Source organism: Pseudomonas sp. A1230 (assembly GCF_044218825.1).
Classification (GTDB): Bacteria; Pseudomonadota; Gammaproteobacteria; order Pseudomonadales; family Pseudomonadaceae; genus Aquipseudomonas; species Aquipseudomonas iridis.
The window spans coordinates 3257056-3272452 of record NZ_CP162582.1; the positions used below are offsets into that span (position 1 = coordinate 3257056).

A 15397-nucleotide genomic window follows, 5' to 3' on the forward strand; every position below is an offset into this window, starting at 1 on the left:
TGACAAGCGACGCAAACTCTCCCTCCTCATCGAAACCATCGATGTGCTCAACCCATCAGGAGTTTCCATGACCCTCCAAACCCCCGAACCGGATCTCAACTATCTGCAAAAAGTACTGCTGGAAATGCTCGCCATTCCCAGCCCCACCGGGTTTACCGACACCATCGTGCGCTATGTTGCCGAGCGTCTGGAAGAACTCGGCATTCCGTTCGAGATGACCCGACGCGGCACCATTCGCGCGACGCTCAAAGGTAAAAAGAACAGCCCCGACCGCGCCGTTTCCGCGCACCTGGACACCATCGGTGCCGCGGTCCGCGCGGTCAAAGACAACGGTCGGTTGACGCTCGCACCGGTCGGCTGCTGGTCGAGCCGTTTTGCCGAGGGCAGCCGCGTCAGCCTGTTCACCGACAACGGTGTGATTCGCGGCAGCGTGTTACCGCTGATGGCCTCCGGGCATGCGTTTAATACCGCCGTTGACGAGATGCCGATCAGTTGGGATCACGTCGAACTGCGCCTGGACGCCTACTGCGCAACCCGGGCCGACTGCGAGTCGCTGGGCATCAATGTCGGTGACGTGGTGGCGTTCGATCCATTGCCGGAATTCACCGAAAGCGGCCACATCAGCGCCCGCCACCTCGATGACAAGGCTGGCGTCGCAGCGCTGCTCGCGGCACTCAAAGCCATCGTCGACAGCGGTCAGGAACTGATGATCGACTGTCATCCGCTGTTCACCATCACCGAGGAAACCGGCAGCGGTGCAGCGGCGGCCTTACCATGGGACGTCAGTGAGTTTGTCGGCATCGACATCGCACCGGTCGCGCCGGGGCAGCACTCCAGCGAACACGCCGTGAGTGTGGCGATGCAGGATTCCGGCGGGCCGTACGACTATCACCTGTCGCGGCACCTGCTGCGCCTGGCCGGTGAAAACGAGTTGCCGGTGCGCCGTGATCTGTTCCGTTATTACTTCAGCGACGCGCATTCGGCGGTGACCGCCGGCCACGACATCCGCACCGCCCTGCTCGCCTTTGGCTGCGATGCGACTCACGGCTATGAGCGTACGCACATCGACAGCCTGGCAGCGCTGAGCCGCTTGCTCGGGGCGTATATCCTGAGCCCGCCGGTATTCGCCAGCGACGCGGCGCCGGCGAATGCTTCGCTGGATCGCTTCAGTCATCAGATCGAGCACGACACGCAGATGGAAAGCGATACGCGGGTGCCACCGGTTGACAGTCTGGTGGGACAGCGTTCAGACAATTGATCCAGATGTTGTAGTGCCATGACTGACCCCATCGTTGGCCAGCCAGCTCCCACCGTTATTTGGGTGGAACACAACTTTTGCGTACAGCATCAGTCACTGTGGGAGCTGGCTGGCCGGCGATGGCGCCGGCCAAGACAACACAAAACTGGCAGGCGAAGATCAATCGCCGTAGCATCGCGACATTGATTTAGCTGAGGTGCCCATGCTCATCCCTTACGACGCTCTTGAAGTCGACACCCTCACCCGCCTGATCGAAGATTTCGTCACCCGCGACGGTACCGACAACGGCGACGACACTCCGCTGGAAACCCGTGTTCTGCGTGTGCGTCAGGCGCTGACCAAGGGCCAGGCATTGATTGTTTTTGATCCCGACAGCGAGCAGTGCCAGTTGATGCTCAAGCATGACGTGCCCAAGCATCTGTTTGACTGAAACCTCAACGGGCCTTTTCCAGGGCCTGTTTGCGCTGGATCCGCTCGTAGACTTCCGCGCGATGCACATTGACCTTCTTGGGTGCCTCGACGCCAAAGCGCACACTTGCACCGTTCACTGACAGAACGCGCACGGTGATGTCGTCACCAATTGAAATCAACTCACCAACGACACGGCTGAGTACAAGCATGAGATTCGTCCTTCAGGGTTAGCGAGCAATGAAGATGCGCGGCTTACGGCGCCGGTTCAATGCATCGCGGGCAAATCAGTAATGCCCTACAACCCTTCAGCGCGCCGCCCTTCAGACGTTTCCCGCAAATTGTTAAACAGCCCTCATCTCAAGCAGCAGAAAAGCGCGGCCCGAACAGAATCACACTGGCACCGATCACGCACAGTGCCACGCCGATCCAGTCCGACCCCAATGGCCGAACCCGCTCGACCACGGCCAGCCAACCAATGGACGCCACGATGTAGATCCCGCCGTAAGCGGCATAGGCACGCCCGGCGTAGGCCGCTTCAACGCGCGTCAACAACAGCGCAAACAACGTCAGGCTGAGCAGCGCCGGGATTACCCACAGCGCACTTTTGCCCTGACGCAGCCACATGAAGAAGGCGAAACAACCGGCGATTTCAAATAATGCCGCGAGGAAGAACCACAAGTAATTGAGCATTATCGCGTCTCGACAGGGTGACCATTGCGGCCACCCTAACGACGGGAAGTGCTACGGACAAGATCAACCGTTGTTTTGTTTGGCCTTGGCGCGCATTTTATCGGCCATGGAGGTCATCTCGTTGTAGAGCAGTTGCGGATTCTTCTGTTTGATCGCCCACGCCATGCGCCCTTGTTCGTGGGGCAAGATCATGAATTCGCCGGCCGCTACTTGCTGATAGATGTACTCGGCGATGTCCGCTGCACTGATCGGCGAACTTTCCAGCAACTTGCCGACCTGCGCTTTCATCGCCGGGGTCGGGCCACGGAACGAGTCGAGCAAGTTGGTCTGGAAGAACGACGGGCAGACCACATGCACGCCGACTTCCTGTTGCGCCAGTTCGATCAACAGGCTTTCCGACAATGCCACCACCCCCGCCTTGGCGACGTTGTAGTTGCTCATGGCCGGGCCTTGCATCAGCGCCGCCATGGAGGCGATGTTGATGATCTTGCCTTTGCTTTGCTCAAGCAATGGCAGGAACGCCTTGCAGCCCTTGACCACGCCCATCAGGTTGATCGCTATCTGCCAGTCCCAGTCTTCCAGCGACAGTTCGCTGAAGAACCCGCCGGAAGCGACACCGGCGTTGTTGACGATGATATCGATACCGCCAAGTTTCTCTTCGCAAGCCTGGGCGAACGCGGTGAGCTGGCTGTAATCACGCACATCGCAGCGCTGGATAAAACCGTCGCCGCCAACCTCACGGACCTGTTTCAAGGTTTCCTGCAGACCGGGTTCGCTGACGTCGGACAAGGCCAGTTGCCAGCCTTCACGCGCCCAGCGCAGCGCGATTTCGCGACCCAGGCCTGAGCCCGCGCCAGTGATCATCATGCGATTTTGCATAGCAGACAGCCTTGTTGTTCCGGGAAAGATTCGCCGAGTGTAGCGAAGGAACGGTGCCCACCCACGCTCTATCAGATTGCTGAATGGTGAGGGCAAACCGTGGCGTAAAGATCAAAAGATCGATGCCTTTAAAAGGAAATAAGCAAGCAATCCAAATACCTTAAAAAAACATTGAATTTTCTTTCATTCATACCGGTCGGAATTTGTAAGCCGTCTGGAATTAGTTAATCTCCAGTCGCCCTGGAATACCAAGACTTCTCGAACGCTATCAACAAGGAAATCACCATGGGCACAATTCTTATCATTATCCTGATCCTGTTGCTGATCGGTGGTCTGCCGGTCTTCCCGCACTCCAGAAGTTGGGGTTATGGTCCATCGGGCATTATCGGCGTGGTGTTGGTCGTGCTGCTGGTGCTGCTGTTACTCGGTCGGATATAACGATCCAGGCATAAAAAAAGAGGCCCTTTTCAGGGCCTCTTTTTTATTGTGCGGATCTTTGCAGCTGGATCAGTCCGGCTTGCCGTGGATTACACCGGCAGTGTTGTCCATCAGGCTCTTGGTCGCTGTTTGCAGGAACGCTTCGAGCTTGAGCTTCAACTCGGCAGTGCGCGGTGCATTCGGCACTACCTGAGCACCTGGATTCGCGCCCAACTGATAATTCCAGATCTTCGGCCCCATATCCTTGTCTCTCGGCAGCACGAGGATCTGGTCAGCGGTAACGATCGCAGTGGTCTGCTCGCTGCCCGACGGCTTGATCACACCGAAACCGGTATCGCCTTCCGGCAGATCGAGCAAGTCCCGACCCCAGCATTGATGACGTACTTCGCCACCGAGGCGACCCATGATGGTCGGCACGATGTCGATCTGCGTGCCCACGGTGTGGTCGAGCGTACCAAACTTCTCCTGGATGCCTGGTGCGATCATCAGCATCGGCACGTTGAAGCGACCCAGATCCATTTCGGTGATCTGGCGCTCGTTGCCGAAACCATGGTCACCGACGATGACGAACAGGGTTTCCTTGAAGTACGGCTCTTTGCGCGCCTTCTCCATGAACTGGCCTAGCGCCCAGTCGGAGTAACGCATGGCGGTCAAGTGCTCGTTCAGCGAGCCCCGATCGGTCACGCGCTCAACCGGCAATGGCGTCGGCAAGGCGTACGGCGTGTGGTTGGACAGGGTTTGCAGCAGCGCGTAGAACGGCTTGCCGTTTTCCCGCGCCTTGAGCTCCTGCAGGCCACGGTCGAACATGTCCTGATCGGACACGCCCCACGTCGGATCGGAGAACACCGGGTTGACGAAGTCGTTACGGCCAACGAAGTTGGTCATGCCTTGGTTGCTGAAGAAGCCCGACTGGTTGTCCCAGGCAAAGTCGCCGTTGTAGACGTAGACATCGTCGTAGTCACGGGCACTGAGCAACTGCGGCAGGCCAGACAGCTTATGGCTGCCTTCCGGGGTCTGCATCAGGTATTCGAAACCCGGCAGGTTCGGGAAGCAGGCCATGGTCGCGAACATGCCCTGGTGGGTGTGCGTGCCGTTGGAGAAGAAGCGATCAAACAGCAGACCTTCCTTCGACAGCTTGTCCAGATACGGCGTGATGTTACCCGGTGCACCCAATGCGCCGACCGAGTGACCGGCCATGCTTTCCATCAGGATCACGACAACGTTTTTGATCGGTAGTGTCTTGTCGGCAGGCGGCGTGTAGTCACGGCGCACTGCAGCGATGTCGGCATCGACCAGTTTGTCTTGTGGCATGACCAGCATGTCGCGGACGATTTGCTGCGCTTGCTCTTGCGGCAGCGTGGCTTTCCAGATGTTGTCGCGGTCCTCGCCCATGCGTGACTTGGCGGCAGCGATCAACGACAGCGTGCCGTTAAGGCCGAGCTGGTTGGCGAAGTTGGAGTCGGTGGTGTACACGTCACCCCAGCGCATTGGCGGGCCTTGACGCAGGGTGCCGCGTGCAGCGACCACGCAAATCAGCAGACAAACCACGAACACCGCAAGACGGGTGTACCACGGCGCCACCTGACGGGAGCTGACAGTGCCACCGCTGAAAGGCCCGCGCGGACGCGTGGCACGGTCGGCGCCTTTGAACGCCAGCGTCAGAATCACCGTGCCGATAGCCCACGCCAACAGATAGCGCACCACCGGGAAACCGTACCAGAGCATGCTCATCACGGTTTTCGGGTCTTCCTTCACGTACTGGAACACCAGACCGTTGAGGCGCTGGTGGAACTCACGATAGAAGTCCATTTCCATCAGACCGAGGAACAGCGCGATGCTCGACGCAACGGTCAGCCACAGCCGGAAGAAGCCGCGCGCCGCCATGGCGCGGGCACTGAACAGCGCCAGTACCAGCGGAATGCTCAGGTAAACCACCAGGCGCAGGTCGAAACGCAAGCCGTTGGCGAACGCTTCGAGGAACGTCGCGGCCGGGGTGTCGAGGATCATCTCGCGGTTGTAGACCAGCAGCGCGAGGCGCAGCACGGAAAACATCACCATCATGACCAGCGCACAGAGCAGCGTGTAGGCCAGATGCGATTTGACGGTCGGTTGCAGCAGGCGACTGGAAGATCGCTGCTGATTCAGGGCGTCCGGGTTTGCCATGTCGTTTTAGGACCCATTGGAAGTTGAAGTTGCAAAAAATACAGCGGCGCCATGCCCTCTATTGGTCATTCCAGACCCCGGGGCGTGCGCAGTGCGCAAATGTTGCACGATCACCGGCACCATTGCCATTGATTACTGCCCTGTCACCAGACACATTCATTTGAAGTAATGACCACGGGACAGCCTGGAAATAGCGCGGGCGGATTGTCTTGAACGCGTTGTGAAAATTTCGTTCAACGCATATCTGGAAACACAATATAAACCGCAAAACAAAACGCCCCGAATCGATCGGGGCGTTTCATTGAAGACGGGAATTACTTCTCGGCCCGCTCTTTAAGAGCTTTAAGGGTGTTGAACGGAGCATCAACGACGAACTTGTTGGCAACCATCGCCGGGACACTGCCGCCTGGCTCGGTGTGCACTTGATAGGTCACTTCAACCTGATCGCCTTTGGGTACGAACTTCCAGAAACCCTTGACCTGGGCCACGCGGACAAACCCTTTTTCTTCCGGAATGTACGTCGGCACACCTTCAAGAGTACGAGTCAGACTGCCATCGGCGCCTTCGACGGTGGTGACATGCGTTGCCGAATCACGCGGAGTCACAGGCCATGGCGTATTGAACTGGGTATAAGTCCAACTCTGATCACCTTCGTGCTTGAGCAGCTTCTGGGTTTTGCATTCGTAAATCCATGCACAAGCGCCCGTCACATCGTCCTGAAGCGCGCGCAACTTGGCGACAGTGGTCTTCATCAAGGCTACGCCCTGATAGGACTTGTAGTCCGAACCCGGGATTTCGCTCAGGGAAACCTTGATGCCGTCCTCGTTCCTGGCGACTTTCCAGTCTTCAGCCTGCGCCAGCGACGTGGCCAGTACGGCGGTCAAACCACACAACACAGCAATACGATGCAGCGAACCCATAGTCTTTTTCCTTATTGTTGAAGTTCCGTTCGTTTGACACATCAGGCCGCCGTCATTTGCTCCCACCAGCCGATCAACTTGATCGCCTCTTCCTGGCTATCGCCACAGACTTCGACATCGGCGGCAAAGCCCGAACAGACAGCCGGGCGCTCCGGGCGGCCGAAAATGCTGCACAGGTTTTCGACCGAGAGTTGCACGCAACGTTCGCCGGCAGGTTTGCCATCAGGCATGCCGGGAATCGCCGAGCTGATGGAGGGGGCAATGCAGCAGGCGCCACAGCCTTCACGGCATTTCATGACGAACAAATCCTCGCGAGGGGCGATGTGTGAAAGGGACGCGGACAGGGTAACCGCTAAAACGGCTGTTTAAAATTCCCTGCGCCGGGGTTTTTACGGATAAGTGAATGTGACTGACCAGTCTCCGACAAAGCGTCTGGTTCAGGGCTCACAGATGCATTGGATTTACTGCTTGAATTCAAAATCCAGGGCTGCGCCGTCTACTTCACGACGCTCGTCATTGCGCAGTTGCAACTGCATTTCGTTGCTGAGTAAACGGCCATTGAGCTGGAACCCGCTGTTCTTCTCGCCAAACATTTGCGGCAGGATCGGTTCGCGCTTGGGCAGATTGACTGTGCCGATTGGTTTCAACTCTTCAACCATGTCCTTGGGCAAGCTCAAGTCGAGTCTGGCTGACGGCAGTTTGGTTTTCGCCACTTCGCTGGCAGATTTCGACTTGGAAGCCACTGGTGGACGCTTCTTTACCGGCGCAGCTTTCTTCTTCTGCACATTAGCCGGCGTATTTGTTTGGCTCGCCAGCGCTTTCTTCTGGGTCGCCGCCGCGGCTGGTTTTTCCTGGACCGCAGCCGCCATGACACCCGGCGAATGACTGATCATCAGCAAGCAAAGGACAATCCCGGCGGCAGAAAAAATCGCTTTCATGAACCCAACGACACTAACGGCAGAGGGCCATATGCTCGCTTGTTGAGCGTCACAAGACAAGTCTGTCCGTACCTTCGTTCAGAAACCGACCGCCGTTTCCTGACACAGTTGGGTTGCCAACATTCCAAGGGTCATCAACGCCCGCTCCGCCTCGCGGTTCCACGGAATGCCGCAGTTCAGGCGGATACAGTGGTTGAATTGCTCTGTATTACTGAAGATCAGGCCGGGCGCGATACTGATGCCCTGCTGCAACGCGCGCACGTGCAATTCCTGAGTATTGACCCGCCCCGGCAGACTCACCCAGAGGATAAAACCGCCCGTGGGCCTAGTCATTTGCGTGCCTTCGGGGAAGTGCTGCTGCACCGCCAACTGGAAGGCGCTGAGGTTTTTCCGGTATTCCTGACGGATGTACCGTAAATGCCGGTCATAGCCGCCGTTCTCAAGATAGGCGGCAATCGCCATCTGCGTCACGCTGCACGCCGAATGGGTGCTGAAGGTCTGCAAGCGCTGGATTTCCTGCTGGTACTTACCGGCAATCATCCAGCCGATCCGCACACCGGGCGACAGGGTCTTGGAGAAGCTCGAGCAATAGATCACTCGGTCAAGTCGGTCATACGCCTTGAGGGCCTTGGTGCGGCCCTGTTCAAACATCAACTCGCCATAGATGTCGTCTTCGACGATCTGGATATCGAAATCCGACGCCAGGCGCAGCAGTTGTTTCTGCCGCTCTTCAGGCATGGTGCCGCCCAGGGGATTGCTCAGGCGCGTGGTCAACACCAACGCCTTGATCGACCACTGGTTGGCGGCCAGCTGCAGTGCTTCGAGGCTCATGCCAGTGGCGGGATCGCTGGGGATCTCTATGACTTTCAGGCCCAGCAGGTCGGCCAGTTGCAGCAGTCCGTAATAGGTCGGCGACTCGGCGGCGATCAGATCGCCCGGGCGGGTCAGCACGCGCAGCGACATCTGCAACGCATCGACACAACCGTGGGTGATCACCACTTCAGACGGGTCGACCACCACACCCGCGTCGCGCATGCGGATCGCCACTTGCCGGCGCAGTGGTTCGAAGCCGGGGCTGAACATGTAGCTGAACGCTCGCGGGCTGTGGAAGCGAGTGACTTTGGCCAGTTGCTGGTGCAGCGCCCGCACCGGTAAATAGTCCACGCTCGGCACTGCGGCGCCCAACGGAAAAACGCCTTCGCGGCGCGACTCGACCAGAACCTGCTGAATGATGCTGCTGCGCGTGACCAGCCCTGGCCGCTCGACCCGGGCGATATCCGGCGTCGGTGCCGTCAGCGCGGGCGTCTGGTGCACGTAATAACCAGACTGCGGTCTGGCGCGAATCAGGCCCTGATCTTCGAGATTGGCGTAAGCCTGCAACACCGTCGCATGGCTGACGTTGAGCTGCGAACTCATCTTGCGTACCGAAGGCACGCGCTCCCCTGGTTGATAGACACCACGGCGGATGTCCTCGGCCAGTTGCTGAGCAATACGTTGGTAGAGCAAGAGATTGGTCATGACGCAGCACTCGATTTCACGGGCATTTTATTCTTGTGTGAAACAATACCGGAACAGTTTAGAAGTGTACTGGGACAGTTGTCACCATAGACGACCATACAGTGCGTTGTCTGCCACAACTGTACCGATTTGCGCGCTATTGCACAGGCGTAAAAAAGCCCGGCACTGCATGACAGTCCGGGCTTTCCAGAGACGCAACCCTCAACGGGCGGCGCCGAGCTGGCCTTTTTCGTCGGAGAACACAATTTCCACACGACGGTTCTGCGCTCGCCCACGCTCGGAAGCGTTGGCGTCCACCGGGTATTCGTCACCGTAACCTTCGACCTGAATACGTTTGTCGTCGATGCCCAGGTCCATCAGCACATCGGCCACCGACTGCGCGCGGTCGCGGGACAGTTTGAGGTTTTCCTGTTTGCCGCCGGTGCTGTCGGTGTAGCCCTCGATACGCACTACGCGCTTCGGATTCAACTGCAGGAACTGCACAATCTTCAGAACAACGCGGTTGGCCGAGTTTTTCAGCTCCGCTTCACCGGTGTCGAACAACACGTCACCCAAGGTCATCACCAGACCACGATCAGTCTGCGTGGTGGCCAGCGCAACAATCTGCTCTTCGAGCCACTTGCCCTGCTGCTGCACGCTCAGCAGTTTTGATTCACGCAGGGCCAGTTGCAGGCGCTGACGATCCAGTTCGAGCTTGGCTGCACGCTCTTCGTTGAGCACTTGATTGGTGTGCTCGCGGGCAATCGCGCTATAACGCTGGCTCAGGTAGGCGTAGTGCACCACGTCCGAACCGCTGCCCCAGTAAGTGGACAGGCGATCGGCACGGGCCAGAGACTCTCCGGCGCGGATCACGTCTTTCGGCGCAATGCGCAGCACGTTGGAATCTTCCTTGACCTTCTGGAAGTCGGCGCCAGCCTCTTGCAAAGCGGATTCACTGTGCTGACCGGCGCAGCCGAACAGGCTCGCGCAACCGACGAGAATCAGACCACCGAGGACTTTGGATTTGAGGCTCATTGGGCATCTCCCAGTTGCTTGCGCAGACGGACGATGCGGGTGTTAAGCACATTCAACTGTTCTTCGCTTTTCTGGGTCAGCACTTTGGCTTCTGCCAGACGTGCGTCGAGTTCAGCCTGTTCGGAACGCATGCGCGCGTTCCGAAACGATTCGTCTGCCATGTTCCCTTTGGCCCGGTTGTACTTGGTTTCGGCCAGTTTCATTTCAGGCACGTCATCGCCAGTGGCACCGACGGCCTTGGCCTGGGCAATGGCCTGCTCGGTCAAACGCATTTGTTCAATGGGTGCCGGATCGGTCGCGCAACCGGCCATGGCCAGAACGGCCACAGCCGCGAAAAGAGGTCGAATACTCACTAAGAATCCCTACTGTTTTGGGGCACTGACAGGCAGTTGCGGCTGTTGCTGCTGCGCCTTCCAGCGCTCGATATTGCGTTGCAGCGCGGCTTCCGTCAGTCCGGACGCGGGCAATTCTGTCATCTTTTTGGCCAGCTGTCCGCGCAACCACGGATCGTTGCACGCCGAGTTGTGGGAAACCGCGAGGAACAGGCCGGGTCGGTCGATCGGTTGTTCAAACGCCAGCAGGTCATCGGCCATGCCCAACGCCTGCGCGGCGGCCATGCCCGAGTAGCGTCCGGCGAGTACATATTCCACTTCACCCAGCAGAAGTTTCTGAAAGGCCTGGGTGAGGTTTGCTGTCCGGGTCAGGGTCAATTGCTGAGCGGCGAAAGTGCCGAATGCCTGGGTCATTCGAGACTTTTCCGACACGCCACCGGTATGGCCGTGCAGGTCGCTGGCTTCGCCGTAGGTCAGCGTAGAGCCTTTGCGGGTCCACACCAGATAGTCGTTTTCCAGCAGCGGCGGATGGATGTAGTCGAGGTTCTCCAGCTCATTGAGCGTCAGCGACGCATCGGCCAGCATGTCCATGCGCCCACTGCGCACCTCATCGAGGGCCTGCGAGCGCTTGCCGGCGTAGAGCAACTCGACTTTGATGCCCAAGTCTTTGGCCACTTGCTGCAACAGGTCTGCGCTGGCACCGATCAATTGCTTGGGGTTTTGCGGATCCTGCCACAGATACGGCGGAGCATCCGGGCTGCCGGTGACGATGAGGCGCTCGCACTTGCCCGCGGCCGAGGCCAATCCTGACAACAGCGCCAATCCCAACAACAATCCGCAGCGCAGATCCATAGCCAAACGCTCCCACTCAAACCCGAGACAAAAAAAAGCCCGACCAAAAGGTCGGGCTCTTTATAAGTGAAGCCGCTGGATTAGACCAGCTTCTCCAGCTCAGGGATTGCCTCAAACAGATCTGCTACCAGACCGTAATCAGCTACCTGGAAGATCGGCGCTTCTTCGTCCTTGTTGATCGCAACGATCACTTTGGAGTCTTTCATACCGGCCAGATGCTGGATCGCGCCGGAGATACCGACGGCGATGTACAGCTGTGGCGCAACGATTTTGCCGGTCTGACCGACCTGCATGTCGTTCGGTACGAAACCTGCGTCGACTGCGGCGCGCGAAGCACCTACAGCAGCGCCCAGCTTGTCGGCCAAGGCGTACAGGTGCTTGAAGTTGTCGCCGTTCTGCATGCCGCGGCCGCCGGAAACGACGATCTTGGCAGCGGTCAACTCAGGACGATCAGACTTCGCCAGCTCTTCACCCACGAAGCTCGAAGTACCGGCGTCGTGTGCAGCGCCAACAGCTTCAACAGCAGCCGAACCACCTTCAGCAGCAACCGGATCGAAACCGGTGGCACGCACGGTGATCACTTTGATCGCAGCAGTCGATTGCACGGTAGCGATGGCGTTACCGGCGTAGATCGGGCGCTTGAAAGTGTCAGCGCTTTCTACCGAGATGATCTCGGAGATCTGATCAACGTCCAGCTGCGCAGCAACGCGTGGCAGGATGTTTTTGCCGTTGGAGGTGGCGGCAGCCAGGATGTGGCTGTAGCCAGCGCCCAGTTCTGCGACCAGCGGAGCAACGTTTTCCGGCAACTGATGCGCGTAAGCGGCGTTATCAGCATTCAGTACTTTGCTCACACCAGCGATTTTCGCAGCGGCTTCAGCCACGGCGCCAGCGCCTTGACCAGCAACCAGAACGTGGATGTCGCCGCCGATTTTGGCAGCAGCAGCCACGGTGTTCAGTGTGGCCGGAGCCAGCACTTTGTTGTCGTGTTCGGCGATTACCAAGATAGTCATGATTAGATTACCTTCGCTTCGTTTTTCAGTTTCTCGACCAGTTCAGCCACCGACTTGACCTTGATGCCTGCGCTGCGTGCAGCCGGCGCTTCGACTTTCAGGGTCTTGTTGGTGGAGGCGGTGGAAACGCCCAAAGCGTCCGGAGTCAGCACTTCGAGAGGCTTCTTCTTGGCTTTCATGATGTTTGGCAGGGACGCGTAGCGCGGCTCGTTCAAACGCAGGTCGGTGGTGACGATCGCCGGCAGTTTCAGCGAAACAGTCTGCGCGCCGCCGTCGATTTCGCGGGTCACGGCAACGCTGTCACCGGAGACTTCGACTTTCGAGGCGAACGTGCCCTGACCATAACCGCTCAGTGCAGCGAGCATCTGACCGGTCTGGTTGTTGTCGCTGTCGATGGCTTGTTTGCCAAGGATCACCAGCTGAGGCTGTTCCTTATCGACCACAGCCTTGAGCAGCTTGGCCACGGCGAGCGAGGTCAGATCTTCAGCGGATTCGACGAGGATGGCACGGTCGGCACCCAGAGCCAGTGCGGTACGCAGCTGCTCCTGAGCGGTGGTCGGGCCGATGGAGACGACGACGATTTCAGTCGCAACACCTTTCTCTTTCAGGCGTACGGCTTCTTCCACTGCGATTTCGCAGAACGGGTTCATCGACATCTTGACGTTGGCGAGGTCTACGCCGGAATTGTCCGCCTTGACGCGAACCTTGACGTTGTAATCCACAACGCGTTTGACAGCTACAAGAACCTTCATGGATTCCTCGTTACTCTCCGGTGAAAAGAAAGTCGCCTAGGCGAACCTGGCGGTTGATGCTCATCGGGCTACAAGGGCACCTCTAAAAACGCCGGCCTGTATACGCGGTGATTCCACGCTGCGAAGTGCTGTGACCGTTCGTCAGTGGTGACCGACGAGTCATGCCTCTTCACGGTGTGTAAACTGCGCGCCGCACATGCGCTGCGCATCACCTTGTACTGCCTACGCCCTGTCTTTAGAGGTGCTCTTGAAACCGCCAGTCTGCCTACGGCGAGCGCAAAACCGCCCGTATCTTGACCGGAACGCCTATTCCGGTCAATACAGCAAAATGACCATTCATAAGCCGCGCTTCTTTGATTTATCTGGCCTGGAGCCGATTCAAACAAACGTTTGTATTGGACGCTAGGAGTGGTGTAGATATAATGCGCCCCCTAGAGAGAAAGGTGGCTTCTCCTTTATCCCCTTGACGTTAACGTAAAGGCGTAGCGGAAGCGACATCAAACCTCCATATTAGAAAAAAAACTGTTGAGCCTTGAGTAGGAGATAGCCTGTGGAACGCGAATACATGGAATTCGACGTGGTCATCGTCGGTGCCGGCCCCGCTGGCCTGTCCGCCGCCTGCCGCTTGAAGCAGAAGGCCGCCGAAGCCGGTAAGGAAATCAGCGTCTGCGTGGTCGAAAAAGGCTCCGAAGTCGGCGCACACATCCTTTCCGGTGCCGTATTCGAACCCCGTGCACTGAACGAACTGTTCCCGGACTGGAAAGAACTCGGCGCCCCGCTGAACACGCCGGTTACCCGCGACGACATTTTCGTGCTGAAAAACGCCGAAAGCGCGCAGAAAATTCCTGACTTCTTTGTGCCCAAGACCATGCACAACGAAGGCAACTACATTATCTCCCTGGGCAACCTGTGCCGCTGGCTCGCCCAGCAGGCAGAGAACCTCGGCGTAGAAATCTACCCGGGCTTCGCTGCTCAGGAAGCGCTGATCGACGAGCAAGGCGTGGTTCGCGGGATCATCACTGGCGACCTCGGTGTCGATCGCGAAGGCAATCCGAAAGAAGGCCTGTATACCCCGGGCATGGAGCTGCGTGGCAAATACACGCTGTTCGCCGAAGGTTGCCGTGGCCACATCGGCAAGCAACTGATCAAGCGTTTCAACCTCGACAGCGATGCCGACGCCCAGCATTACGGCATCGGTCTGAAAGAAATCTGGGAAATCGATCCGGCCAAACACCAGCCAGGCCTAGTGGTTCACACCGCCGGTTGGCCACTGGAGATCATGGGCACCGAGAACACCGGCGGCTCGTTCCTCTATCACCTGGAAAACAATCAGGTAGTGGTCGGCCTGATCGTTGATCTGTCGTACAGCAACACCTACCTGTCGCCGTTCGACGAGTTCCAGCGCCTCAAACATCACCCGGTGCTGGCTCAGTATCTGGAAGGCGGCAAGCGCATCAGCTACGGCGCCCGCGCAATCTGCAAAGGTGGCCTGAACTCGCTTCCAAAGATGGTTTTCAAGGGCGGCGCGCTGATCGGTTGCGACCTCGGCACCCTGAACTTCGCCAAGATCAAAGGCAGCCACACCGCGATGAAATCCGGCATGCTCGCCGCTGAATCGGTGGCTGACGCGCTGTTCGCTGAAAAGGACGGCACTGAAGAGCTGACCACTTACGTCGACGCCTTCAAGAAGAGCTGGCTCTACGACGAACTGTTCGCCAGCCGTAACTTCGGCCCGGCGATCCACAAGTTCGGTGCGATCCTCGGCGGTGGTTTCAACTGGCTGGATCAGAATATCTTCGCCGGCAAACTGCCGTTCACCCTGCACGATAACAAGCCGGATTACGCCTGCCTCAAGCTCGCGGCAGACTGCAAGAAGATCGACTACCCGAAACCCGACGGCAAACTCAGCTTCGACAAACTCAGCTCGGTGTTCATCTCCGGTACCAACCATGAAGAAGAACAGCCTTGCCACTTGAAGCTGACCGACCCGAGCATTCCGATCAGCAAAAACCTGCCGCTGTACGACGAGCCGGCGCAGCGCTACTGCCCGGCCGGCGTGTACGAGGTAATCACCAAGGAAGACGGCGAGAAACGCTTCCAGATCAACGCCCAGAACTGCGTGCACTGCAAGACCTGTGACATCAAGGACCCTTCGCAGAACATCACCTGGGTGACGCCGGAAGGCGCTGGCGGCCCGACTTACCCGAACATGTAAGCCGAAC

Annotated in this window: 17 protein-coding genes; 4 read left to right on the forward strand and 13 right to left on the reverse strand. The window is 58.2% G+C overall.

Going from position 1 to position 15397, the window contains the following annotated elements:
* Window positions 1-67 precede the first annotated feature (67 nt).
* Window positions 68-1258, forward strand: a complete 1191-nt coding sequence (locus AB4P97_RS15235; protein ID WP_042560387.1) for an osmoprotectant NAGGN system M42 family peptidase — start codon at window positions 68-70, stop codon at window positions 1256-1258.
* 202 nt (window positions 1259-1460) lie between these two features.
* Window positions 1461-1688 carry a YheU family protein gene (locus AB4P97_RS15240; protein ID WP_003236706.1) on the forward strand — a complete coding sequence of 76 codons (228 nt, stop codon included), beginning with the start codon at window positions 1461-1463 and terminating at the stop codon, window positions 1686-1688.
* Window positions 1689-1692: 4 nt separating this feature from the next.
* Here the strand turns inward: AB4P97_RS15240 and csrA are convergent, their stop codons facing one another.
* From csrA to AB4P97_RS15255, 3 genes are all read right to left on the reverse strand, one after another.
* On the reverse strand, window positions 1693-1878 hold the full coding sequence (gene csrA / locus AB4P97_RS15245; protein ID WP_047302530.1) for a carbon storage regulator CsrA: 186 nt from the start codon (window positions 1876-1878) through the stop codon (window positions 1693-1695).
* A 148-nt stretch (window positions 1879-2026) separates the two neighbouring features.
* Complete coding sequence (locus tag AB4P97_RS15250; RefSeq protein WP_003226957.1) at window positions 2027-2359, reverse strand: YnfA family protein; 333 nt, start codon at window positions 2357-2359, stop codon at window positions 2027-2029.
* 63 nt (window positions 2360-2422) lie between these two features.
* Window positions 2423-3238: an SDR family oxidoreductase gene (locus AB4P97_RS15255; protein WP_042560390.1), complete on the reverse strand. Its 816-nt coding sequence runs from the start codon at window positions 3236-3238 to the stop codon at window positions 2423-2425.
* Between the two features lie 279 nt (window positions 3239-3517).
* On the opposite strand from AB4P97_RS15255, the gene AB4P97_RS15260 reads away from it, so the two are divergent.
* Window positions 3518-3676 carry a DUF3309 family protein gene (locus AB4P97_RS15260; RefSeq protein ID WP_181818456.1) on the forward strand — a complete coding sequence of 53 codons (159 nt, stop codon included), beginning with the start codon at window positions 3518-3520 and terminating at the stop codon, window positions 3674-3676.
* 69 nt (window positions 3677-3745) lie between these two features.
* On the opposite strand, the gene AB4P97_RS15265 is transcribed toward AB4P97_RS15260, so the two are convergent.
* The 10 genes from AB4P97_RS15265 to AB4P97_RS15310 form a co-directional block, all read right to left on the reverse strand.
* Window positions 3746-5839 (reverse strand): LTA synthase family protein, encoded by a 2094-nt coding sequence (locus AB4P97_RS15265; protein ID WP_042560391.1) that lies wholly within the window; start codon window positions 5837-5839, stop codon window positions 3746-3748.
* A 314-nt stretch (window positions 5840-6153) separates the two neighbouring features.
* Window positions 6154-6759, reverse strand: coding sequence for an START domain-containing protein (locus AB4P97_RS15270; protein ID WP_047302533.1), 606 nt, complete (start codon window positions 6757-6759; stop codon window positions 6154-6156).
* Window positions 6760-6800: 41 nt separating this feature from the next.
* The gene (locus AB4P97_RS15275; RefSeq protein ID WP_042560393.1) at window positions 6801-7055 is read right to left on the reverse strand and encodes a YkgJ family cysteine cluster protein; all 255 of its coding nucleotides are present in this window, start codon (window positions 7053-7055) and stop codon (window positions 6801-6803) included.
* A 165-nt stretch (window positions 7056-7220) separates the two neighbouring features.
* Complete coding sequence (locus AB4P97_RS15280) at window positions 7221-7697, reverse strand: hypothetical protein (protein WP_042560394.1); 477 nt, start codon at window positions 7695-7697, stop codon at window positions 7221-7223.
* Window positions 7698-7775: 78 nt separating this feature from the next.
* Window positions 7776-9215 carry a PLP-dependent aminotransferase family protein gene (locus tag AB4P97_RS15285; RefSeq protein ID WP_042560395.1) on the reverse strand — a complete coding sequence of 480 codons (1440 nt, stop codon included), beginning with the start codon at window positions 9213-9215 and terminating at the stop codon, window positions 7776-7778.
* A 201-nt stretch (window positions 9216-9416) separates the two neighbouring features.
* Window positions 9417-10229 carry an OmpA family protein gene (locus AB4P97_RS15290; RefSeq protein WP_042560396.1) on the reverse strand — a complete coding sequence of 271 codons (813 nt, stop codon included), beginning with the start codon at window positions 10227-10229 and terminating at the stop codon, window positions 9417-9419.
* Window positions 10226-10582, reverse strand: coding sequence for a DUF4398 domain-containing protein (locus tag AB4P97_RS15295; protein WP_042560397.1), 357 nt, complete (start codon window positions 10580-10582; stop codon window positions 10226-10228). Before AB4P97_RS15295 ends, AB4P97_RS15290 begins: the two co-directional genes overlap by 4 nt.
* Window positions 10583-10591: 9 nt before the next feature.
* Window positions 10592-11413, reverse strand: coding sequence for a substrate-binding periplasmic protein (locus tag AB4P97_RS15300; RefSeq protein ID WP_395598277.1), 822 nt, complete (start codon window positions 11411-11413; stop codon window positions 10592-10594).
* Window positions 11414-11493: 80 nt separating this feature from the next.
* A complete protein-coding gene (locus AB4P97_RS15305; RefSeq protein ID WP_042560399.1) occupies window positions 11494-12423 on the reverse strand; it encodes an electron transfer flavoprotein subunit alpha/FixB family protein in 930 nt (309 codons plus the stop codon).
* A 2-nt stretch (window positions 12424-12425) separates the two neighbouring features.
* Complete coding sequence (locus tag AB4P97_RS15310) at window positions 12426-13175, reverse strand: electron transfer flavoprotein subunit beta/FixA family protein (RefSeq protein ID WP_007908338.1); 750 nt, start codon at window positions 13173-13175, stop codon at window positions 12426-12428.
* Between the two features lie 550 nt (window positions 13176-13725).
* On the opposite strand from AB4P97_RS15310, the gene AB4P97_RS15315 reads away from it, so the two are divergent.
* Entirely contained in the window at window positions 13726-15390 is a 1665-nt protein-coding gene (locus AB4P97_RS15315) for an electron transfer flavoprotein-ubiquinone oxidoreductase (RefSeq protein WP_042560400.1), read from the forward strand.
* Window positions 15391-15397 lie beyond the last annotated feature (7 nt).